This window comes from Achromobacter sp. NPDC058515, assembly GCF_042721735.1.
Classification (GTDB): domain Bacteria; phylum Pseudomonadota; class Gammaproteobacteria; order Burkholderiales; family Burkholderiaceae_B; genus Achromobacter.
Genome location: NZ_JBHXNI010000001.1, coordinates 1 through 22,594, shown reverse-complemented (window position 1 = coordinate 22,594; position 22,594 = coordinate 1). Strand labels below are relative to the sequence as shown.

The 22,594-nt window shown below is 65.1% G+C and carries 17 protein-coding genes and 3 pseudogenes; 11 read left to right on the top strand and 9 right to left on the bottom strand.

Annotated elements, in window-relative coordinates:
• Positions 1–30: 30 nt before the first annotated feature.
• Positions 31–939: an L-threonate dehydrogenase gene (ltnD, locus tag ACFWP0_RS00100; RefSeq protein ID WP_377838895.1), complete on the top strand. Its 909-nt coding sequence runs from the start codon at positions 31–33 to the stop codon at positions 937–939.
• Positions 936–2,189: a 3-oxo-tetronate kinase gene (gene otnK, locus ACFWP0_RS00095; protein ID WP_377838893.1), complete on the top strand. Its 1,254-nt coding sequence runs from the start codon at positions 936–938 to the stop codon at positions 2,187–2,189. Before ltnD ends, otnK begins: the two co-directional genes overlap by 4 nt.
• A gap of 10 nt (positions 2,190–2,199) precedes the next feature.
• Here the strand turns inward: otnK and ACFWP0_RS00090 are convergent, their stop codons facing one another.
• The gene (locus tag ACFWP0_RS00090) at positions 2,200–2,907 is read right to left on the bottom strand and encodes a FadR/GntR family transcriptional regulator (RefSeq protein ID WP_377839622.1); all 708 of its coding nucleotides are present in this window, start codon (positions 2,905–2,907) and stop codon (positions 2,200–2,202) included.
• Between the two features lie 103 nt (positions 2,908–3,010).
• The gene (locus ACFWP0_RS00085; protein ID WP_377838892.1) at positions 3,011–3,901 is read right to left on the bottom strand and encodes a LysR substrate-binding domain-containing protein; all 891 of its coding nucleotides are present in this window, start codon (positions 3,899–3,901) and stop codon (positions 3,011–3,013) included.
• A 186-nt stretch (positions 3,902–4,087) separates the two neighbouring features.
• Here ACFWP0_RS00085 and ACFWP0_RS00080 point away from each other — a divergent pair.
• The 9 genes and pseudogenes from ACFWP0_RS00080 to ACFWP0_RS00040 all read left to right on the top strand — a co-directional run bounded on the left by ACFWP0_RS00080 (position 4,088) and on the right by ACFWP0_RS00040 (position 14,559).
• A pseudogene (locus tag ACFWP0_RS00080) lies at positions 4,088–5,421 on the top strand (MFS transporter).
• A gap of 1 nt (position 5,422) precedes the next feature.
• Complete coding sequence (locus ACFWP0_RS00075) at positions 5,423–6,517, top strand: M14 family metallopeptidase (protein ID WP_377838891.1); 1,095 nt, start codon at positions 5,423–5,425, stop codon at positions 6,515–6,517.
• 227 nt (positions 6,518–6,744) lie between these two features.
• The gene (locus ACFWP0_RS00070; RefSeq protein WP_377838889.1) at positions 6,745–7,608 is read left to right on the top strand and encodes an ABC transporter permease; all 864 of its coding nucleotides are present in this window, start codon (positions 6,745–6,747) and stop codon (positions 7,606–7,608) included.
• A gap of 3 nt (positions 7,609–7,611) precedes the next feature.
• Positions 7,612–8,658 carry an ABC transporter ATP-binding protein gene (locus ACFWP0_RS00065; protein WP_377838888.1) on the top strand — a complete coding sequence of 349 codons (1,047 nt, stop codon included), beginning with the start codon at positions 7,612–7,614 and terminating at the stop codon, positions 8,656–8,658.
• A gap of 8 nt (positions 8,659–8,666) precedes the next feature.
• A complete protein-coding gene (locus tag ACFWP0_RS00060) occupies positions 8,667–9,551 on the top strand; it encodes an ABC transporter permease (protein WP_377838887.1) in 885 nt (294 codons plus the stop codon).
• A 29-nt stretch (positions 9,552–9,580) separates the two neighbouring features.
• Complete coding sequence (locus ACFWP0_RS00055; RefSeq protein ID WP_377838885.1) at positions 9,581–10,828, top strand: amidohydrolase family protein; 1,248 nt, start codon at positions 9,581–9,583, stop codon at positions 10,826–10,828.
• 5 nt (positions 10,829–10,833) lie between these two features.
• Positions 10,834–12,492, top strand: a complete 1,659-nt coding sequence (locus ACFWP0_RS00050) for an amidohydrolase family protein (protein ID WP_377838883.1) — start codon at positions 10,834–10,836, stop codon at positions 12,490–12,492.
• Between the two features lies 1 nt (position 12,493).
• Positions 12,494–13,471 carry a CobW family GTP-binding protein gene (locus ACFWP0_RS00045; RefSeq protein ID WP_377838882.1) on the top strand — a complete coding sequence of 326 codons (978 nt, stop codon included), beginning with the start codon at positions 12,494–12,496 and terminating at the stop codon, positions 13,469–13,471.
• Between the two features lie 38 nt (positions 13,472–13,509).
• A complete protein-coding gene (locus ACFWP0_RS00040; protein WP_377838880.1) occupies positions 13,510–14,559 on the top strand; it encodes an ABC transporter substrate-binding protein in 1,050 nt (349 codons plus the stop codon).
• Here ACFWP0_RS00040 and ACFWP0_RS00035 read toward each other — a convergent pair.
• The 7 genes and pseudogenes from ACFWP0_RS00035 to ACFWP0_RS00005 form a co-directional block, all read right to left on the bottom strand.
• Entirely contained in the window at positions 14,546–14,911 is a 366-nt protein-coding gene (locus ACFWP0_RS00035; RefSeq protein ID WP_377839620.1) for a hypothetical protein, read from the bottom strand. The two genes, ACFWP0_RS00040 and ACFWP0_RS00035, sit on opposite strands and share 14 nt — an antisense overlap.
• A gap of 143 nt (positions 14,912–15,054) precedes the next feature.
• Positions 15,055–15,441 carry an Imm50 family immunity protein gene (locus tag ACFWP0_RS00030; protein WP_377838879.1) on the bottom strand — a complete coding sequence of 129 codons (387 nt, stop codon included), beginning with the start codon at positions 15,439–15,441 and terminating at the stop codon, positions 15,055–15,057.
• Between the two features lie 8 nt (positions 15,442–15,449).
• Positions 15,450–15,635, bottom strand: a pseudogene (locus ACFWP0_RS00025) (HNH/endonuclease VII fold putative polymorphic toxin); the annotation flags it as partial.
• A gap of 120 nt (positions 15,636–15,755) precedes the next feature.
• Positions 15,756–16,069 (bottom strand): annotated as a pseudogene (locus ACFWP0_RS00020) (RHS repeat-associated core domain-containing protein); the annotation flags it as partial.
• 262 nt (positions 16,070–16,331) lie between these two features.
• Positions 16,332–16,886, bottom strand: a complete 555-nt coding sequence (locus ACFWP0_RS00015; protein ID WP_377838878.1) for an Imm15 family immunity protein — start codon at positions 16,884–16,886, stop codon at positions 16,332–16,334.
• The gene (locus ACFWP0_RS00010) at positions 16,870–21,624 is read right to left on the bottom strand and encodes an RHS repeat-associated core domain-containing protein (RefSeq protein ID WP_377838876.1); all 4,755 of its coding nucleotides are present in this window, start codon (positions 21,622–21,624) and stop codon (positions 16,870–16,872) included. The genes ACFWP0_RS00015 and ACFWP0_RS00010 overlap by 17 nt, the downstream gene beginning before the upstream one ends.
• Positions 21,625–21,635: 11 nt before the next feature.
• The coding region (locus ACFWP0_RS00005; RefSeq protein ID WP_377838875.1) for a DUF2345 domain-containing protein at positions 21,636–22,594 on the bottom strand (959 nt) is incomplete at its 5' end.

Below are 22,594 nucleotides of genomic sequence, written 5' to 3'. Positions count from 1 at the left end.
ATCCCATCCCGCCGCCGGACGACGAACGACATGAGCAATCCTACAGAAACACAACGCCGCGTTGGCGTCATTGGCCTGGGCGCCATGGGCGCGGGCATCGCGCAAAGCCTGCGCCGCGCCGGGCACGCGGTGCATGTGTACGACATCCGCCCCGACGCCGCCGCGGCGTTCGCGGCCCAGGGCGGCGTGGCCTGCGCCGCCTTGTCCGACATGGCGGCCGCCTGCGACATCGTGATCAGTGTGGTCGTCAACGCGCAGCAGACCGAGTCGGTGCTGTATGGCGAAGGCGGCATCGCCGCCGACCTGCGGCAGGGCTCCGTATTCGTGATGTGCTCCACCGTGGATCCCAACTGGTCCATCGCGCAGGAAGCGCGGCTGGCCGGGCAGGGCGTGCTGTACCTGGACGCGCCCATCTCCGGCGGCGCGGCCAAGGCGGCCGCGGGCGAGATGACCATGATGACGGCCGGCCGGGCGGCGGCCTACGAGGCCTGCCTGCCGGTGCTGGAGTCGATGGCGGGCAAGGTCTATCGGCTGGGCGACCGCGCAGGCGCTGGCAGCAAGGTCAAGATCATCAACCAGCTCCTGGCCGGCGTGCATATCGCGGCCGCGGCCGAGGCCATGGCGCTGGGCCTGCGCGAGGGTGTGGACGCCGATGCCTTGTACGAGGTCATCACACACAGCGCGGGCAACAGCTGGATGTTCGAGAACCGCATGGCCCACGTGCTGGCCGGCGACTACACGCCGCTGTCCGCGGTGGACATCTTCGTGAAGGACCTGGGGCTGGTGCTCGATACGGCAAGGCACACGAAGTTTCCGCTGCCGCTGGCATCCACCGCGCACCAGATGTTCATGCAGGCCTCCACGGCCGGCCATGGCCGCGAGGACGACAGCGCGGTGATCAAGATCTTTCCTGGAATCTCCCTGCCGGAGGCCAAATGAGCATCAAACTGGGCTGCATCGCCGACGATTTCACGGGCGCCACCGATCTGGCCAACAACCTGGTCCGCGCAGGCATGCGCACCGTGCAGGCCATCGGCATTCCCGGCGCGCCGCTGCGCGACGAGGCGGATGCCGTGGTGGTCGCGCTCAAGACCCGCACCTTGCCCGCGGACGAGGCCGTGGCGCAGTCGCTGGCGGCGCTGCAATGGCTGCAGGCGCAGGGCGCCGAGCAGATCTACTTCAAGTACTGCTCCACGTTCGACAGCACGCCGCAGGGCAATATCGGTCCGGTCACGGACGCGCTGATGGCGCGCCTGGACTCGTCCTTCACCATTGCCACGCCGGCCTTTCCCGACAACAAGCGCACGGTGTTCAAGGGCTATCTGTTCGCGGGCGACGTGCTGCTGAATGAGTCCGGCATGCAGCATCATCCGCTGACCCCGATGACCGATCCCAACCTGGTGCGCGTGCTGTCCGCCCAGACCTCGCGCCGGGTCGGCCTCATCGACTACAGCGTGGTCGCGCGCGGCGCCGACGCGATCCGCGGCCGCATCCAGGAACTGATGGAGGAAGGCATCGAGATCGCCATCGTGGATGCGGTTTCCAATGACGATTTGCTGGCCCTGGGCCCGGTCTTGCGCGGCATGCCGCTGGTGACGGCCGGTTCCGGCGTGGCCATCGGCCTGCCCGCGAATTGGGGCCTGGCGCCCGCCGGCGCCGCCAGCCAGGCGCGCGCGCAGGGGCTGCAGGCAGTGGTGGCGGGCAGCTGCTCCACGGCCACGAACGGACAGGTGGCCGCCTTCATCGAAAGCGGTCGGCCGGCGCTGGCGCTGGACCCCATGAAGCTGGCGGCGGGCGAGGACGTGGTCGGTCAGGCGCTGGCCTGGGCAGAGCCGCTCATGCAGGACGGCCCCGTGCTGATCTACTCCACCGCGCAGCCCGACACGGTCAGGCAGGCGCAGCACGCGCTGGGGGCAGAGCGCGCGGGCGCCATGATCGAAGCCGCCATTGCGCGCATCTCGGTCGGGCTGGTGGAGCGCGGCGTCCGGCAATTGATCGTGGCGGGGGGAGAGACCTCGGGCGCCGTGGTGCAGGCGCTGGGGCTGGAGCAGATCGCCATCGGCGAGCAGATCGACCCCGGCGTGCCGTGGTGCGCCGGCTATACCCCGGTGGCGCGCGACGACATCAGCATCGCGCTGAAGTCGGGCAACTTCGGCGCGCGGGATTTCTTCACCAAGGCGTTTCTGTAGGCCTGACGGCTCAGCGGTGCGCCTGGCTCAGCCGCTTAGCCGCATTCACCATGTGGATGCGGGCGGCTTCGCGGGCGCCGTCCACGTCCCGGCGGCGAATGGCTTCGACGATGGCAATGTGCTCTTGCAGCACGTCGCGCATGAGGTTTGCGTGGCGGGCTTCGTTGCCGCGCGTGACGCGCGTGGCGGCTTCCAGGAACTGGCTGACGAACGCCAGTGTGGTCAGGAAATACGGGTTGCCGGTGGCGCGCGCGATGCTGCGGTGGAAGGCGACGTCTTCCTTCACGCCGTCGCCGCCGTTGTCCACGGCCTGCGAAATCGCGCCCAGCGCCGCATCGATGTCGGCCATATCCTGCTTCGTGCGTCCCGCGGCCGCCTGCGCCGCGATCTCGGTTTCCAGCGCGCGGCGCAAATCGACGATATGCAGCACGGCTTCCAGCGTGGAGAGCTCGGTCGCGTCGATCCGCAGCGCCCGGTTGCCGGTGTGGCCGGTGACGTAGACGCCGCTGCCTTGCCGCGCTTCCACGATGCCGTCCTGGCGCAGCCGCGACACGGCTTCGCGGATGACGGTGCGGCTGACGCCAAACTGCTCGGCCAGCGCGCTTTCCGTGGGCAGCTTTTCGCCGGGCAGCACGCGTCCCCCGTCGATCTCGGCGAGCAGGCGCTTGGCGACCGTGTCGGTCAGGGTGGGCGGAGAAGGAAGTCGGGGAAACGCCATGGATGAGGACAGGGGAGAAGGCGAAAAGGCCGGTCTCGATGTCATCGGCGGGGCCTTCGCCCAATGATAACCCGGTCTATCGGCCGGCCCGCGCCCGCCGCGCTCAGGATGCCGCCTGCGCCTCCAGCAGGCAATCGATGAAGCACTGGGCGGCCGGCGTGGGCGGCGAGTCGGCGCGGGTCAGGATGGAGACGCGGGCGGCCGGCAGCTCGTGCGCCAGCGGCACCATGCGCAGGCCCCGCGGCAGCAGCTGGTGGTCGAACAGGTTGCGCACGAAGATGCCCAGCGCGTCGCTGTCCACGATGATGGCCAGCGCCACCGCGATGGACTGGCAGGGAATGACGTCGGGCGGCGGCGGCAGCTTGTGCGCCGCAAACGCCAGGCGCAGCAGGTTGGCCGGCGCCTGGATGTTGCCGGGCAGCAGCCAGAGCGCATCGTGCAGCTCGGCCAGCGTGCGAGCGCCGCGCAAGGGATGGCCGGCGCGGGCGCCCACCGCCAGCGGCAGGGTGAGCAGCGTGGCGCGCGCATAGCCGTCGTCGATGTCGCCGTCGTACTCCGTCTGCACCAGGAAGTCGTAGCGGCCGGATTCCAGCTGCTCGTGGCTGTAGGGCGGCGCGACTTCATTGAAGGCCACCGAGACGCGGGGCATGCGCAGCCGGAACGCCGCCAGCGCCGCGGGCAGCACCGTCAGCGCGGCGGAACTGATGGCCAGGTTCAGGGTGCCGCCCTCGCCGTCGCGCATCTGGCCGATCTCTTCCTGCGCCTTGCGGGCCTCCTGCAGGATCAGGATGGCGCGCTTGTACAGCGCTTCGCCATAGGACGTGAGCTCCACGCCCTTGGCGCTGCGGCGCACCAGCTCGGCGCCCACGCTCTGCTCCAGTTCGCGCAGGCTGCGCGTGGCGGCGGGTTGCGTGACAAACAGCGCGCGGGCGGCGGCGCGGATGCTGCGGTGTTCGGCGATCAGCACAAAGGCGCGTAGTTGGCGCAGGTTCATGAGGCGTGGCGGTCCAGGTGTCGGCGGCTGCGTGGCGGGGCCAGGATATAAGAAAAAGTATTCACTGGAACAAAAATACTGTCTTTTCCTTATCGTGCGCCATCCGTATATTCGTGGCGACGGGGCAGGCGCAGCGTCCGGGTTCACGGGCCGGCTGCCCTTCGGATCGGACATCAAGGGGAAAACATGTCTATCGCCATCGCAGCCGCGCGCGGCGGCCCAGGGTTGTACACGCCATCGATGCGCCGGCGCGTCATTGCCGGCACCACCATCGGCAACGCGCTGGAATTCTTTGACTTCACCGTCTTCACGTTCCTGATGCTGGTCATCGGGCCGCTGTTCTTCCGTCCGCCTCCGGCTATGGCCAGCTGTTGCTGACGACCGCCACGTTCGGCGTCGGCTTCCTGATGCGGCCGGTGGGCGGCATGCTGATCGGTTCCTACGCGGACCGCCACGGGCGCCGCGCTGCCATGACCCTGACCTTGTGGCTGATGGGGCTGGGCTGTGCGCTGATCGCCGTGGCGCCGACCTATGCCCAGATGGGCGTGGCGGGACCCGTGCTGATGGTGCTGGCGCGCTTGATACAGGGCTTTGCGGCGGGCGGCGAAGTGGGCGCCTCGACCACCTTGCTGGTCGAGCACGCGCCGCCCGGCCAGCGCGGCTTTTATTCCAGCTGGCAGTTCGGCAGCCAGTCGCTGGGCGTGATGCTGGGCGCGCTGACGGTGGCGCTCCTGACCGCCGCGCTCAGCAAGGAACAGATGCAGGCCTGGGGATGGCGCGTGCCGTTCGTGATCGGCATCCTGACGGTGCCGGTGGGCGCCTACATCCGCCGCAATCTGGAAGAAACGCTGGAACCCGCGCCGCGGGCCGGCGCCAGGCACGCGGCGGCGGCCGGCCACCAGCCGCTGCGCCGCGTATTCGCCGAGCACAAGGCGCAGGTGGTCAAGGGCATCCTGCTCGTGATCGGCGGCATGGTGTGCGCGCAGATCATCGGCTTCTACATGCCGGCCTACGCCAGCAAGGAGCTGGGGCTGCCCGCGACGTCCACGCTGTTTGCCAGCGTGGTGCTGGGCGCCATCGGCTTTGTGCTGGCGCCGTTTGTCGGCATGCTGGCCGACCGCGTGGGGCGCAAGAAGGTGATTTTCTGGGCGCGCGCGGCCACCGTATGCGCCTTGCTGCCGTGCTTCCAGTGGCTCGTGTCCGCGCCCGGCACCGGACGGCTGATGACGGTGATTGCCCTGCTGGCGGTGCTGCTCGCGCTACAGACCGCGCCCGTGATCACGATGCTGCCCGAACTGTTTCCGAAATCCGTGCGCACGACGGGCATGTCGGTGGTGTACGGTCTTGGTATCTCCGTCTTTGGCGGGTTCGCGCAGTTCTTCGTGACCTGGTTGCTGCACGTGACCGGCAACCCGATGGCGCCCGCCTGGTACCTGATGGCGACCGTCACGCTTTCCACCGTGGTGCTGTTCTGGATACGGGACCGCACCGGCCATGACATCGATAGCCAGGAGCCCTGACATGCAAGCCATGAACCGCTATTTCTCCGACAGCTATGCCCGGGCGCGCGAGCGCTTCCTGGCGGCGGCCCGGCCGCTGGCCGCGCACGTGCAGTCCTACGCCATCGATCCCCCGGGCAGCCAGGGCGAGCCGCTGGCTACCGACGTGGCGCTGATCGGCGACGCCGATGCCAGGCGCCTGCTGATCATGACGTCGGCCACGCACGGCGTCGAAGGCTTCTGCGGCTCGGGGTGCCAGCTGGCGCTGCTGGACGACGCGCCCATGCTGGAGCGCGCGCGCCGGGCGGGCGTGGCGCTGCTGCTGGTGCATGCGGTGAATCCCTACGGGTTTTCGTGGATCGCGCGCACGGACGAAGGCAACGTGGACCTGAACCGCAACGCGCAGCCCTTCGACGGCCAGCCGCTGCCGGCAAACCCCGGCTATGGCGAGATCCACGGCCTGCTGCTGCCGCGGGAATGGCCGCCGACCGAGCAGAACCGCCAGGACATCGTCCGGCATCTGGAAAAGCACGGCCTGCCCGCCACGACGCAAGCGGTTTCGCGCGGACAGTACACGCACGCCGATGGCCTGTTCTACGGCGGCGACCGCCACGCGCCGTCGCTGCTGAACATGCGCGCCATCCTTCAAGCGCACGCCAGCCGCTACCCGCAGATCGGATGGATCGACGTGCACACGGGACTGGGGCCGCGCGGCCATGGCGAGAAGATCTACGCCGGCCGGCGCGACGACGCCGAAGTGGCGCGAGCCCGCCAGTGGTGGGGCAGCGACATCGCCGTGCCGTATCAAGGCAGCTCGGCCTCGGTCGATATCACCGGCCATCTGGCCGGGCTGATCTACCAGGCCTGTCCGGATTCCGTGCCGACCCTGATGGCGCTGGAATTCGGCACCTTGCCGTGGGAGGGCGTGGTGCAGGCCCTGCGCGGCCGCAACTGGCTGCGCGCGCATCCCGAGGCCGGCGACGCGCTGCGCCGCGACATCCTGCAAGCCACATTGGACGCGTTCTATTGCGGCCAGGAAGATTGGCAGGGCATGGTGCTGGGGCAGAGCCGCGTGGCGGTGCTGCAGGCGATGTGCGGTCTGGAGGCGGGCAGGTAGCCGCGCGAAAGTCCCAGGTTGCACCTGCCTGCGCTGTTGCGTCGCGGCCGGTTGCACCGATTGAGGTCGCGCCGCAGGGATAACCCGCGAGTATTGCGTTGTCGTGGGTTATCCCTAGTTGAGCCGCGCAGCAACCCGTCGATATGCTTGGTTAACCGTAGAGACCGAAGAGTTCTCAACCGGAGGAGTCTCAAACCGAGCCGGCACATGCTGCAAGGAAACAGGATTTGCATAACGCGCCTCCTTTGAACTCGGCCGTCACGGCCACCCGGGAAAAGCCCTTGCGCGTGATCCCGTGGGCCACGTGGCTGCACCGCGTCTTCGTTGTCCTCATGTATGCGTTCATGCTCTGCCCCATCGTGCTGGTGGTCTGGCTGAGCTTCTTCAAGGACGCCATCCTCTATTTTCCGCCGTCGGGCTACACGCTGTCCTGGTACGTGAAAGCCTGGGAGAACCCCGCATTCGCCAATGGCTTCCTGTTCAGCCTGCAGGTGTCGCTCGTTGCTGCGTTCATCGGCGTGATCATGGGCGTGCTCGCCGCCGTCGCCATCGCGCGCTACCGCTTCCAGGGCAGCAAAGGCATCAATACTTTGCTGCTGTCGCCGCTGCTGATCCCCGGCATCGTCGCGGGCGTGGGCATCTACCTGTTCTACCTGCGCGCCGAAGAGGTGCTGGACCGCGACCTGGTCGGCACCTTCGGCGGGCTGGTCATCGCCCATGTATGCCTGACCATTCCGTGGACCGTGCGGCTGGTCACCGCGGGCATGGCGGGCCTGGACGGTTCCATCGAAGAGGCCGCGCGCAACCTGGGCGCCAGCGCGCCGGTCGCGTTCATGCGAGTGACCTTGCCCATGCTGCGCCCGTCCATCGTGGCCGCGGCGCTGTTCAGTTTCGTGGTGTCTTTCGAGAACCTGGAACTGTCGCTGTCGCTGGTGGGGCCGGGGCGCACCACGTTGCCGATCGCGATCATGCAATACCTGGAATTCAATCTGGACCCGACCATCGCTTCGGTGGCCTCGGTGCAAATCCTGCTGTTGGGCATCATCATGCTTGTGACCGACCGCTATGTGAAACTCAGTCAGGTGGTGTAAGAAATGGCGAAGGTCTCGATCGAGAATATCCGCAAGCAGTTCGGCGCGGCGGTGGCGGTGTCGGACTTTTCACTGGAGATCGCCGAAGGCGAACTGGTGACATTCCTGGGGCCCAGCGGCTGCGGCAAGACCACGACGCTGCGCATGATCGCCGGCTTCATCGCGCCCACGGCGGGGCGCATCCGCATCGGCGAAACCGACGTCACCCGGCTGCCCGTGCACAAGCGCGACACCGGCATGGTGTTTCAGCGCTACGCGCTGTTTCCCCACATGACCGTGGCCGAGAACGTGGCGTTCGGCCTGGAAATGCACAAGATCCCCAAGGCCGACCGCGACGCCAAGATCCGGCGCGTGCTGGACATGGTGCGCATGACCGAACTGCGCGAGCGCTATCCGCGCCAGCTCTCCGGCGGGCAGCAGCAGCGCGTGGCGATCGCCCGCGCGCTGGCGATCGAACCCAAGGTCTTCCTGCTGGATGAACCGCTGTCCAACCTGGACGCCAAGCTGCGCCTGGAAGTGCGCGAGGAGATCCGCTCCCTGCAGCGGCGCCTGGGCCTGACCACCGTGTTCGTCACGCACGATCAGGAAGAGGCGCTGGCGATCGCGGACCGGATGGCCATCATGCACGACGGCATCGTGCAGCAGGTGGGCGCGCCCGACACGCTCTATGAGCGTCCGGCGAATCTTTTTGTGGCGGATTTTCTGGGCAAGATGAACGTCTTCACGGGGCGCGGCCAGGCCGACAACGTGTTCCAGACCGAGGCGGGCCAGCGCATCGCCGCGCCGGGCGGGTCGGGCGCCACGCATGTGGGCGTGCGGCCCGAGCGGGTGCGCCTGCAGGAGCAGCCTTCGGGCGGCAACGCGCTGGCGGGCGTGGTGGAGTCCTCGCTCTACCTGGGGTCGGTGCTGGAGGTGCGGGTGCGGCTTGAAGGCGGCGATCGCATGATCAGCCAGATCGTCAACGGCGGCGCCCGCGGCGCGCAGCCCGCGCCGGGCGCGCGCGTCTATGCATGCTTCGAGCCGGACGACTGCGTGGCCTTCACGCAATAGGAGCCGCGATGACGACTGCCACCCAAGAAGACGGGCGCCCCAACCGCTGGCTGGGGCCGGGCCTGGCGTTTCCGGCGTCGCTGGTGGTGCTGGTGATCATCATGATCCCCATCCTCCAGCTGGCGCGCTACAGCTTCAACCATTTCGATCCGGCGGAGCTGATGCAGACCGCCTTCACCTTCGAGAACTACGCCAAGTTCTTCGGCGATCCCTACTACCGCGACATTTTTTTCACCACCCTGGGCATCGCCGCGCTGTGCACGGTGCTGGCGCTGGTGCTGGGCTTTCCGGTGGCGTACTTCCTGGCGCGCACACAGAGCAAGTACAAGAGCCTGTTCGTGATCCTGCTGGTGTTTCCGCTGATGGTGGGCAACGTGGTGCGCGCCGCCGGCTGGATGGTGGCGCTGGGCAACGCCGGCGTGGTGAATGCCGTGCTGCAGGGGCTGGGCGTCATTGGCAAGCCGCTGACCCTGATGTACACGCCCACGGCCGTCGTGATCGGCACCACCGCGGTCGTTATGCCTTATCTGATCCTGACCCTGCAAAGCGTGCTGGAAGGCATGGACCTGTCAGTCGAAGAGGCCGCCCGCAACGTGGGCGCCAGCTTCTTCACCACGTTCCGCCGCATCGTGCTGCCCATCGCCGCGCCCGGCGTGGCGGCGGGGACGATGCTGGTGTTCATTCTTTGCATGAACGCCTACGCCACGCCGGTGCTGCTGGGCGGCTCCGGCCTGACCATGATGGCGCCCGCGCTGTACGACCAGATCACGCGGGCCTCCAACTGGCCGTTCGGCGCCGCGCTGGCCGTCATCCTGGTCTGCGGAACGCTCGTCATCGCGCTGCTCTCCAACTGGCTGATCCACCGCCGCTACATCAAGACCATGGCGTCCTGATCCCGATCCCCCAACAAGGAACTCCCCTCATGGCTTCTGTACTGTTCAAGAACGCAAACCTGCTTGATCCCTTGCAGGCCGACCTGCTGGAGAGCCACCATGTGCTGGTCGAGGACGGCGTCATCAAGGAGGTCTCGGACAAGCCCATCAGCGCCGCCTCCGCGCGGGTGATCGACGCCGCGGGCCGCACGCTGATGCCCGGCCTGATCGACCTGCATGTGCACGTGCTGGCGACCCAGCTGAACCTGAGCACGCAGGGCGTGCTGCCCGATGCGCTCGTCATGATGCGGGCGGTGCCCATCATGGCGGCGATGCTGCGCCGGGGCTTCACTACCGTGCGCGACGCGGGCGGCGCGGGCTGGGGCCTGAAGTGCGCGGTCAACGAAGGCACGGTCAAGGGGCCGCGGCTGTTCATCTCGGGCCGCGCCATCAGCCAGACCGGCGGCCACGGCGATCCGCGTCCGCGTTCCGATCACCTGCGCCCCATGAGCTTCTGCGGCTGCTGCTTCCGCGCAGGCGATATCGGCCGCGTGGCCGACGGCATCGACGATGTGCGCAAGGCTGTGCGCCAGGAGCTGCAGATGGGCGCCGACCAGATCAAGATGATGGCCTCGGGCGGGGTGGCCTCGCCCACCGATCCCATCGCTTCCTTTGGCTACTCGGAAGAAGAGATCCGCGTCATCGTGGACGAGGCGGCCAGCCGCCAGACCTATGTGATGGCGCATTCCTACACGGCCGACGCGATCGAGCGCGCCATCCGCAACGGCGTGCGCACGATCGAGCACGGCAATCTGGTCGACGAGCGCGTGGCGCGCTTCATGGCGGAGAAGGGCGCCTTCGTCGTGCCCACGCTGGTGACCTACGAGGCGCTGGCCAATGAAGGCGCCGACTATGGCCTGCCCGCGGATTCGGTGGCGAAGATAGCCACGGTGCGAACCGCCGGCCTGCATTCGCTGGAGATCTACAAGAAGGCCGGCGTGAAGATCGGCTACGGCTCCGATCTGCTGGGCCCGTCCCAGCGCCTGCAAAGCGATGAGTTCCGCATCCGCAGCGAGGTGCTGTCGGCGCAGGAAGTCATCCAGTGCGCCACCACCACCGCCGCCGAGGTGCTGAACCAGGTCGGCCAGCTTGGCCGCGTTCAGGCGGGCGCGCTGGCGGATGTGCTGCTGGTGGACGGCAACCCGTACCGCGACCTGTCCTGCCTGTTGGGGCAGGGAGAACACATCGCCCTGATCATGAAGGGCGGGGTCATCGAACACAACGCACTGGGGGTGTAAGCGCCATGAGCGATCCCACGTTTTCGCAATCCGAAGTCGGCGAAGAGTCCCGCGACGTCAACGCGGCCAAGGGCTGGCATCCGCCTTCGGCGCCCGTCTCGCGGGACCGCGGGCTGGGCCCGTTTCCGCGGCTGATCCTGCGCGGCGCGACGATCATCGACGGCACCGGCGCGCCGCCCTGGGGGCCGGTGGACATCGTGATCGAGAACGACCGGATCACCGCGCTGGTCAACGTGGGAACGCCGCACAAGGCCATCGACCCGAAGCGCCGCCCCGGCCCGGGCGACCACGAGATCGATTGCCACGGCAAGTTCGTGACGCCCGGCTTCGTGGACGCCCATGCGCACATCGGCACGCCCTATCACGCCATGAGCGGCATCGTGCCGCCCGCCGACTACATCTACAAGCTGTGGCTGGCGCATGGCGTGACGACCGTGCGCGAGATGGGCGCGATGGGCGGGCTGGGCTGGACGCTGGAGCAGCGCGAACTCTCCGCCGCCAACAAGATCGCCGCGCCGCGCATGGTCGTGCATTCGGTGTTCCCCGCCGTGAACGACCGCGTCAAGACCATCCACACGCCGGAGCAGGGACGCGAATGGGTGCGCAAGCTGGCCGCGCGCGGCGCGGACGGCATCAAATTCTTCGGCGCGCCGCCCGCCATCATGGAAGCCGCGCTGGACGAAGCGTCGCAGCTGGGCCTGCGTTCGGGCTGCCACCACGCCCAGATGGCGGTGACGCGCGTGAACGCGCTGAAATCCGCGCGCTGGGGGCTGACCAGCTCCGAGCACTATTACGGCTTGCCCGAGGCGCTGTTCGAGGACCGCGTGGTCCAGTCCTTTCCCACCGACTACAACTACAGCGACGAGTACTACCGCTTTGCGATGGCGGGCCAGACATTCATGCAGGCGGCCCAGCCGGGATCGGCCAAGTGGCGCCAGGTCATGGACCAGTTCCTGGAACTCGGACACACCTTCGTGCCCACCTTCAACATCTACGACGCCAACCGCGACCTGATGCGGGCGCGCCGCGCCGACTGGCACGACGAATACACCTGGAAGGCGGTATGGAAGTACTTCCAGCCCCAGCGCGGCGGCCATGGCGCGTACTGGTATCGCTGGAGCACCACCAACGAGATCGAGTGGAAACAGAACTACCGGCTGTGGATGCAGTTCATCAACGAATACAAGAACCTGGGCGGCCGCGTCTGCGCGGGCAGCGATTCGGGCTTCATCTTCCAGATCTACGGGTTCGGCTTCATCCGCGAACTGGAACTGCTGCAGGAAGCGGGCTTTCATCCCATCGAGGTGCTGCGCGCCGCTACGTCCCACAGCGCGGCGCTCCTGGGAATCGATGACGACACCGGCTCCATCGATGTGCAAAAGCGCGCCGACCTGCTGATCCACGACCAGAGCCCGCTGACGGATTTCAAGCTGCTGTTCGGCACCGGCGCCATGCGCCTGAACGACGACACGGCCAAGGTGGAGTGGCAGCGCTGCCTGCGGACCACGATCAAGTCGGGGGTGGTGTACGACACCGCCGAGCTGCTGGCCGATGTGCGCGCCATGGTCAAGGACAGTTGGGCGGATGACCCGGACGGCGAGCGCCCGCCCTTGGGCGGCGCGCCCGCGGGGTCCCCGTGCGACAGCGGCCGGGATGCGTCCTGACATGGCTGTCGACCTGTTCCTGCTTTGCGGCTTCCTGGGCAGCGGCAAGACCACGCTGCTGGTGGACTACCTGCGCGATCCGGCATCCCGGGACACGGGCGTGATCGTCAACGAGGCGGGCGAGGTCGGCGTGGATGGCGCCATCGTCGCCAACGACAGCGACAACGTCCCAATGACCTTGATGGCCAACGGCTGCGTGTGCTGCTCGCTGCGCAGCGATCTCGTCTACACGCTGAGCGCCTTGCTGGACGCGCCCCGGCCCGAGGGCGCCGGTCCGCTCAAGCGCGTCATCCTGGAATGCAGCGGCCTGTCGCGGCCGGGGCCCATCATCGCATCGCTCGCGGATCCCGAGCTGGCGGTCCGGGGATTGCGGCTGACGGTGGTTTGCACCGACGACTGCGCGCGGGACCCCGACGCGCTGGCGGAGATGGACGAGGCCATGGCGCAGTTCGGCGCCGCTCATCGCATCGTGCTGACCAAGACCGACCTGCTGCCGCCGGCCGCCTTGGACGCGCGCGCCGCGCGGGCGGCGGCATTGAACCCCCTGGCAGCCGTCGTCGCCGACCCGGACCGCAGGCGGGCCGTGCAGGCCGCGTTCGCCCCGTCGCAAGGCGTCGCCGACCTGGCCGGCCTGGCTGCGCGGATGCTGGCGGCGGGCGGGCAGGGCGCGGCGCATCCGCGCATCCGCGTGATGGCGGCCCGCGCGCGCGCCGGCATCAGCTGGACGGAGTTCTCGGAATGGCTGGACAACTTGGCCGGGCTCTGCGGCGAACGCCTGCTGCGAGTCAAGGCGGTGGTGCGCGTCAGCGAATGCGCGGAACCCATATTGATCCAGTCGGTAGGCACCACCTTCAGCGCGCCGCAGCGCCTGACCCGCCAGCCCGATGCGCGCGACGCCATCATCGTGATCGCGCGCGACATTGACGCCGACGAAATCCGGGCCTCCGCGCCCGGCGCGCCGGTGCAGATGCTGGCCTGAACGCTTTTGAACCCCTCCCCCTTCGATACGAGGTTGCTATGCAAGAGAAAAACCTGACTCGCCGTGGCTTCATCAAGACGGCCTCCGGCCTGGCCTTGGCTCCCGCCCTGGGCTGGGCGCCCGGCATGGCAAATGCCGCGGAAAAAGAACTCGTGGTGGGCACCTGGGGCGGCGATTACCAGAACCTGCTGCAGCAGATCATCAACCCCATCGTCGGCAAGCAGGACGTGAAGGTGGTGTACGACACGGGCAACGCAGTGGGCCGCGTCACCAAGCTGCGCGCCGAGAAAAATTCGCGCCGCGGCAGCATGGACGTGGCGCTGCTGGGCGAAGTGGACATGTACGACGCCGAGCGTTCGGGCACGCTGGAACCGGTGGACGCCAAGAAGCTGCCCAACCTGGCGCATGCGATCGGAACGCTGAAGACGCCGTACTCGATTCCGCACATCTTCAGCGCCATGACCTTGGTCTACAACACCGAGAAATTCCCCACGCCCCCCGATTCGCTGGAGGTGCTGCTGGACCCGAAATGGAAGGGGCAGGTGGGCTTTTCGGACATCCTCTACCTGTACAACGCCGTCTTCGTCGGCCTGGGCGCGGGCGGCGACACCAAGAGTTTCGACGGCGGCAAGCGCTTCCTCGCCAAGCTCAAGCCCAACGCGCCGCGCATCTACCCGTCCAACGAAGCGGTGGCCTCCGCATTCAAGTCGGGCGAAATCGCGATCGCATGCATGTGGAAGGCGCGCGCGCTGCAATGGAAGGACAGCGGCCTGCCGCTGGGTTTCGTGATTCCCAAGGAAGGCTCCGTGCCGGTGTCATTCGAAGCCGCCGTGGCCAAGAACAGCCGCAACAAGGACGCCGCCTGGGCATACCTGAACGCCATGCTGGATCCGCAAGGCCAGATCGGCTTCGCCGAGAAGATGGGCTATGCGCCGACCGTCACCAACGCATCGCTGCCGGAACCGCTAAAGCGCGTGGGGTTCTCGGAAGCGGAGGTCAAGCTGTTGCATGCCTATGACTTGAAGGGATTGACGGAGAAGAAGGCGGACATTCTTGAGTTCTGGAATAAGGAATTCAAGGCGGGGTGAGGGGAGGCGGACCGGATTGGAGGTCCGCGCCGGGCGTGTTCCATAAAGAGGAATACTTGCAGGGGCTCGCAACGGCGCCGGGCGCAACCGGCTGCCCGGTACAGGCGAGCCCGTTCTTCCTGGCGCTGCGCATGCGACATGCCGGGACGTTCGCGCCATGCGCTTCCGATTGCTTGATCAGGCGACGCCCCAAGGCATCGTACTGGTAGCTCACATGCAGCGTATCGTTGTTGTAGCCCGTCAGGCGATTGAACAGGTCCCACTCGAAGCGCGAACGCTGGCCGTTGTGCAGTTTCTCGATCAGGTTGCCGCGCGCGTCGTATTGGTAATGCGTGCCTGCGTAGTCGTGCAGCAGGCTGTCGACGCGGTTCGAACTGTAGTGTAGGCCGGCATATTCTCGCGGGACGACTGGCTGCTAAGCTATAACGTCGTGTCGCCTGCTGCAGTGGCACGTAGCGTCGGGATAATTAATGAATCAGGGTGGGTAATCAAGAGTTATTCTCGCAAATATGCCGATACTTTGTCCACAGTGACGGTGGTCGTTTTAAATGATGCCGTCGACTCTCCTGTCAATTGGACGATTAAAGTATCCCCGCCTGGACAGCCCTCTATAGTCAGGTTGCATTTATTCCCGCGACCAAAGCTCGATAAATTTACCTCATGCAATGGAAAAATTGATAGCTCGACCTGTACGACATTAAGCCCCCTCCACTTTGCTGGTGGGCTTAAAGGGAAGTCCTTTAGGCTAATTAGTAACCTTACAATTGGGCCATCCCATCCAAATTTTATTTCCTGAACATCTATTTCTTCGAAGCTCAATGCGTCGCCATACAGGCTGAAAAGAAATTCGCTTCTGCCCAAACATTCCTTATTTAAAAACATAATTTTTCTCATTGAAATGGATAGTGTGAAGCTGTATTTGGAACGGAACCGTTTCGCGTATTGGCAGCCGGCCTTATGTTGAAGTGAGGGCCCTGGTCACCGATCCCATTTTCCCCGAATTGATGCCCAGCACTGTGATCTTGAATTACCACTCGGCTCCCATCGTCGTGGGTAAAGAGATATTCCCTCGTTTTCACTCGTTTTCCATCGCATATCACAGGGCAACCTCCGCGAGTAGTCATCGGCGTTCGTGAAATTGAACCTGGCTGCTGGGATATTGGAATACCGGCGTCGCGTTTTGCCTGTCTAAATGCGCCGCTTCTTCCCGAAAGCCCCAAAGGATCGGTCCAGTTGACTGAGTTCGGCGCATACTGATAAACATTCAGCCCGCCCGCAAACCCGATCGGATCCTTCGCGATAAACCGCCCGATCTCCGAATCATAGTACCGGTGCCGGTTGTAATGCAGTCCCGTCTCATGGTCCCAATACTGCCCCTGAAATCGGATCGGATTACGTATTCCCGCAGGCTGCGCGGCGCTTGAGATGACCTCTTTGGCCCCGCCCCACGCCTTGTACTGCGCGCCCAGACGATCTCGCCTTGCGCATCGGTCAGCTCCTGCGGCGTGCCCGGGTGGAGGGCGTTTATTATTGATGCATGAAACGGCTGCGAGATGACGGCGTTATGTTGTCATCTGGGGTGCGCAAACTTCCTACGCAGGGACCGGCATGATCGTCCACAGGGCCTGATCGATGTTATGCCCACGGCATAGAGCGGCTGCTTGCGCACCAGCGTGGCGTCTTGCTAGCGCCTTGCTGCTTCAAAATTAGGCGTCGCATCGGTTATTGCCCCGACGAGGGCTGAGTTCACAAGCGCGAATACTGCGTTCACCCTAGGTACGATAGCCCTCAACAGGAAAAGCATAAATATTAACTAATTCCTCACCACACGCGTCATCGAAAAATCTACTTTCGTAAAAATGGAAATTCGATATAGCGCCCACCTTGTCAAAATTTCTCTTGATTAAGGACATCTCCGCAGACTCCTCCATGCATCTATTTTCAATCAAATTGCGCAAGAATTCTGCCCCACCACCCCCCGGGTATACAAATATCTTTGGAACAACGAACGAGTTTTCGTCAAAATCATCAAATCCGGTAAAAGAGATTCCGAACAGGATTGGACCAGACGCCTTCCGTCTCTTCTCTCGAGCAAAAATAATAGCCGCCCTCAACACAAAGCACGACAGTGAAATTAAAAATTCGAACACGCCTTCTGAAGTTAGGACGCCCTTAATATAATCTACCTTCTTATACCTTGAAACTATGGGAAATTCCTCATAGCTCTCATATTCAAAAGTAAACACACTTAAATCATCATAGGGTTCAGATTTTATTATTTTTGCATAAACGTCAGATAATTTCATTATCTCAATAACTCCAGCCATGATTGCGCAACCATTCAATCGTTTTCTTCGAAAAAGTCACATCACCTCGACCTTTATCATGAATTGATCCGTCGAGATTCAGCCCGGAGCCGCATTTGCAGTGGGCATGCCATTGACTATTCGGAACACTTGCCTCCGGCCCATCAATACGTGTTATATCCAAAGGCGCTTGCCCTCTATTTACTTTGGCTTGCGCCTGCTTGGGTGTGCCACTTGAATTCCCCTTTCTTCCTGCGAGTCCAAGCGGATCAACCCACTCCACCGGATTATCCGCATACTGATAAACGTTCAACCCGCCCGCAAACCCGATCGGATCCTTCGCGATAAACCGCCCGATCTCCGGATCATAGTACCGGTGCCGGTTGTAATGCAGTCCCGTCTCATGGTCCCAATACTGCCCCTGAAATCGGATCGGATTACGTATCCCCGCCGCCTGCGCGGCGCTTGAGATGACCTCTTTGGCCGCACACCACGCCTGGTACTGCGCGCTCCAGACGATCTCGCCTTGCGCATCGGTCAGTTCCTGCGGCGTGCCCAGGTGGTCGCACTGGTACCACGCCAATGCATCCAACGGATCGGGCTCGGGCGACGTGGTCCACAGCGGATCCCGATCGATGTCGTACGCACCCGCATGCTCCGGCTGGTTGTGCAGCAGCACCGGCTTCTTGCTGATGGCTTGCGCCAGCGGCACGAAGCTCCCCGGCTCATACAAGTAGTGCGTGGTCTGGTCGTCGCGGCCTTCCCAGGCCAGCGTGTCGCCATCCCAGCCGTATAGCGTCGTGGCGCAACCGGCTGCCCGGTTCAGGCGAGCCCGTTCGTCCTGGCGCTGCGCATGCGACATGCCGGGACGTTCGCGCCAATGCGCTTCCGATTGCTTGATCAGGCGACGCCCCAAGGCATCGTACTGATAGCTCACATGCAGCGTATCGTTGCTGTAGCCGGTCAGGCGATTGAACAAGTCCCACTCGAAGCGCGAACGCTGGCCGTTGTGCAGTTTCTCGATCAGGTTGCCGCGCGCGTCGTATTGGTAATGCGTGCCGGCGTAGTCGCGCAGCAGGTTATCCAGGTGCGCCGAGCGGTGGCGGTAGGTGTAGACGGGGCCCGCCATGCCCAGGGTGCTCTCGTCGGCGCGGGCGCTTGCCGGGTCCAGCAGGTTGCTGGCCGGGTCGAAGGCGAACGTCTCCTTGCCCAGGCTGCTGGCGGCTTCGAGCAGCCGGCCTACCGGGTCATAGCGATAGGCCAAGGGGCCGCGCCGGCTGTCCTGGATCGCTTCGAGCTGGCCGGCCGCGTCGTAGCGGTAGTCGCGGTGCAGCAGGCGCTGACCGCTTCCGCTGTTGCCGACGCCGGCGACGATGCCAGGCGTACCGGGCATTCCGGCCATTCCGGAAACCCCCGGCATGCGCGCCACGCTCTGTTCGGCCAGCCGGCCCATCGCGTCCCAGGATTGGGTCTGCACCAGGCGATTGCCTTGCTGTCGCTCGATCTCCCGATGCAGGTCGTCGCGCTCGAAGCTTGCCAGTTCGTGCTCGTCGAACATCATGCCGTGCACGTGGCCGGAGCCGTAGGTCAGCCAGCTGACGCGATGGCCGTCCGGGCGCAGCGTGGCGATGCGCTGGTTCAGTTCGTTGTACTCGTGCTTCCACACGGCGGTGACGGGCGCCGGCAGGCTTTGGTAGTGCTGATGCTCGCGCGTCAGGTTGCCCGCCGCATCGTAGAACCACTGCAGGCGGCAGGCGGGGTTTTCCGCCAGGATCAGGCGGCCGTTGCCGTCGTAGGCGTAGCGCTCCGTCTGGGCTCCAGCCGCTTGCGCCGACGCGCCGGCGCTTGCGGCGTAGGGGCGTGCGTGGCGTTGCGCCACGCGCCCCATGGCGTCGAACGCCAGTTCGATGACGCGGTCGCCGTCTTGCGTGGACAGCAGCGTGCCGCTGGCCGGGTCATAGTGATAGCGCGTGGCCTGGTCATCGAAGCCGCGCTGCTCCAGCAATCGGCCTGCCGGGTCGTACACAAAGCGGGCCTGCCTGTCGTTCTCGTTGGCCAGCGCCGTCAGTTGTCCAAGCTTGTCCCATTGATAGTTCAGCATTCGACCGGCCGCATCGCTGCGTTGGGCGATCAGGCCCGCGGCGGTGTAGCTCCAGCGGGTGCACCGGCCCAGGGCGTCGGTATGCGCAAGCAGGCGGCCCTCGGCGTCGCGCTCGAAGTGTTCCGTCGTTTGATCGGGGTGCGTGACGCTGGCGAGTTGCCCTGCCGCGTAGGCGTAGCGCGTGGCGTTGCCCGCGGCATCGGTGAACTCGCGCAACTGCCCCAGTTCGTCGTACGTCCAGGCGCTGGTCTTGCCCGAGCAATCCGTGTACTGCGTGATCTGGCCGGCGGCGTTGTAGGCCAGCTGCTTCTGGCCGCCACGGGCATCCTTGATGGCGACCGGGTTGCCGGCGGTGTCGTAGGCGTATTCGGTCTTGTTGCCCAGCGGGTCGATCGCCTCGGTCAGGTAGCCGCGCGGGTTGTAGTCGCGCTGCCACAAGCCGCCCTCGGCGTCGCGGATCTTGTAGAGCTGGTCGCGGTCATCGTAGGCGTAGTGCACCGTTGTGCCGTCCGGGCGCATGTGCTCCAGCAGATTGCTGCGCTCGTCATACGCGTAGCTATCGGTTCCGCCGTCGATGTGGATATGGGTGACGACGTTCTTGGCATCGTCCCGGTAGAACCATTCCGACAACCCATCCGGGTGCACGATGCGATAGGTGTAGCCCAGGATGTCGTAATAATGCTCGGTGACCTGCCCCAGCGCATCCGTGACGTAGGTCAGGCGTATGTCGGGATGCCAGCGCAGCCGGGTGTCGAAACTGCCGTCGTCCGCCCATTCGCGCACGGCCCGCGCCATGGGCCCGGCGCCATCCCACTCCAGGTTCATGCCGCGCCCGGTGCGGTCGGTGTAGCGGGTGATCAGGTGGTGCCGGTATTGATAGTTCCACTGCGCCGCGTGTTCATCATGGGCCTCGATCAGATCGCCCTGCTCGTCGTACTGGTACTGCGCCAACTGGCGTTGCAGCGTTCCGCCAGAGATCTTCCAGAGCGCGGCGATTCGTCCCTGCGCATCGAGCTGCGTGCCGACATGCGTGTGGATTTCATCGTCTTGATACGTGATGAGGTCCGACAGGACGCTGCGCCGGCCCACGGCATGCTGGTAGTGCAGGGCCACGCGTGCGCCGCCGCGCAAGCGAATCCCGGTCAGGCGAAAGCGCCTGCCTTCTCGTTGATAGGTTGCGCGCCGCTCATGGCCTTCGGCCAAGGTCAGTTCGGTCTCCGAGACCCGCACCAGCGTGAGGTTCTCGATCGGGTCATAGTGGAACTTGCCGATCTGCGGCAGCGCAAACGCGTGCGTTCGGCCGTCGGCGGCGTGATAGCGCAATTCCTCGCGGTCAGCGCCCGCCTTCTTGATGTCAAAGCGCGTGGTGAACTCGTTGATCCAGCGTGCCCCCAGCGCGCCCTTGTCGTAGGCCGCCAGGTTCGAATAGTAGGTGCGCGACCAGCGCAGCGGGAAAGGTCCGGGCAGCGAGAAGTCCGTGTGCGTGAAGCTCTCGGTGCCCATGGCAAAGCTGATGCTGTTGCAGGTGGAAGGGCACGCGCCATTCTTCCCTTGGTTGGCGTTCTGGCGGGCTTTGCGTTGACGCCGGATGCGGGCCAGTCGCATGGAGCGCGCAATCTTCCTGGCCTGGTTCGCCACGGCGGGACGTACGTTCGCGCCGATGGCATGACCTTTGCGCTGGCGCCACAGCAGCACTGCCACTGACAACTGCGTCAGCAAGGCGGCGATGCTTGCCGTATTACTTTCGTCCCCTACCGACTGTATGCCTTGATTGACTTCTGCCGCCAACTGGTTCAAACGTCTGGCGCTCCCGAGCATCAGGCGCCGGGCCTCGGCCGGGATGAAACCCTTGGCGGTGTTTTGCGCGGCCGTTTTGCTGCCGCCCCAGAAACTGCACAAGGCGCCCCAAGCATCCTCGAGCGCAGCAGTAGGGTCGTCCAGCATCTTGCCCTGCGCCGACGCCCAAAGCTGGTCGGCTTTTGCAAAAGCTGCTTCGGCGTTTTCGGGCTTGGTCAGGCCTTCCAGGCCCTGGGCAATGGACTTGATGATTTCTTCGGCCTTGGCCCCGGCATCCTTGAGCAACTGTTGCAGGCGAGCCTGCGCCGCTTCGGCGAACTGTTCGATATCGCCCGCGATGTTCTCGTTCAGATGCGCCGCCAGCACGCTGATGATCGCATTGCCCAAACCGACTCGCGCCTGGCGCGCGATTTCCCTTTGCACCAAGAACAGCGCCGGGCGCAAGCTCATGCGCGCCGCCGCCGTACCTGGAACCGGGACCACGCCAAACAGATTGATGCCCAGGCTGACCCAATCCGTAAACTGGCGTCTCTGGCTGTCGCTTAATTTGATGATGTCGCCCACGGCATCCACCAGCGCCATGATGTTGCCCAATACAGGCACTGCCCCGGCGGCAGCCGTCAGGCGCGGCAGGGTGATGATGTCATTGCTGTTTCTGCGCAGCCACGCGTCGAAAGCATTGGCGCCCGCCTCCACATCCTCGGGGGCAATCGTATTGAGCGGCGCCACGACGCCCTGCGGACCATCCAGGTCTTGGTCGCTCCATTCGATGCCGTCGTTCTCTGCTTCGGCCTCCTGGTACTCGGCTTCGGTGTATTCCTCTTCCTGCGGGTGCGGGTTCGATTGCGTACCGGTAGTCATCGTTGAGGCCCTTATCGTTTTTGGATGAAGGTATTTGCTGCGGCGATTGCGGCGCCGGCTTCCGGCTTGGCCGCCCTCGCCCCGAGTTGGCTCGCGATCTGCTGCCCGCGCTGGACAAGCTGCACGGCCTGTTGCGCCTGCCTGGCCATGACGGACGCGCCGGGCAGTACGGTATCGGCGCGCTCGGCTAACAAGGACGAGGCGCTCTTCACGCCGTCGATCACGCCGCCCGAGAGGGCCGCCAAACCGGAGGCGCCCGCCAATTGCTGGGCCTGGCGAGCGAGTCCAAGCACCTGTTGCGCCTGTTGCGCGGCGCCGGCAATCTCACATGCCAAGGATTGGATTTGCGCGGGGGGAGCCGCGGCAAGCGCGGGCCCGCCCGACCACACCTCGCCTTGCGTGTAGTTCGCCATGTCCCAGGTGTCTGACGGATCCTTCCCGAACGCGACGGTGGCAGGGCCTGGCGCGGCCCCCGACACGGCCGCAAACCCCTGGTCATCCAGCTTGCCCTTGAACACCTTCCCCAACGCATCTTCCACTTCAAAGTCGCCCGCCTTGAATCCCTTGCGGTTGGCATATTTGTTGAACAGCTCCAGGTTTCCCTTGGCCGGCCTGGGCTCGTCGGGGAAGGAGCCCGCCTGGCTCTTGGGACCGCTGTAGTTCACGTTGGCCGAGTGCACCTTGTACGGCCCGCTGGTCGCGTGCGTGATGCCGCCCGCGTTGTAGGTCGTGCCGCTGCCGCCCGCATTGATGACGAGTTCTTCCTTGGCGCTGAGCGTGATGCGGGTGGCGCTGACCGTCACATTCAGCTTGGCCAGCACATTGATGCTGTCCTTGAGCGCCTTGATGTCGATGTCGCCCGCCGCCGCTACCAGGCGATATCCCATGCTCTGCACAAACAAGCGCATGCCCCGGCTGGCGCTGGCCAAGAGGCGCTTGCCTGCCGACACGCTGGTGTGGCCGGTGCTGG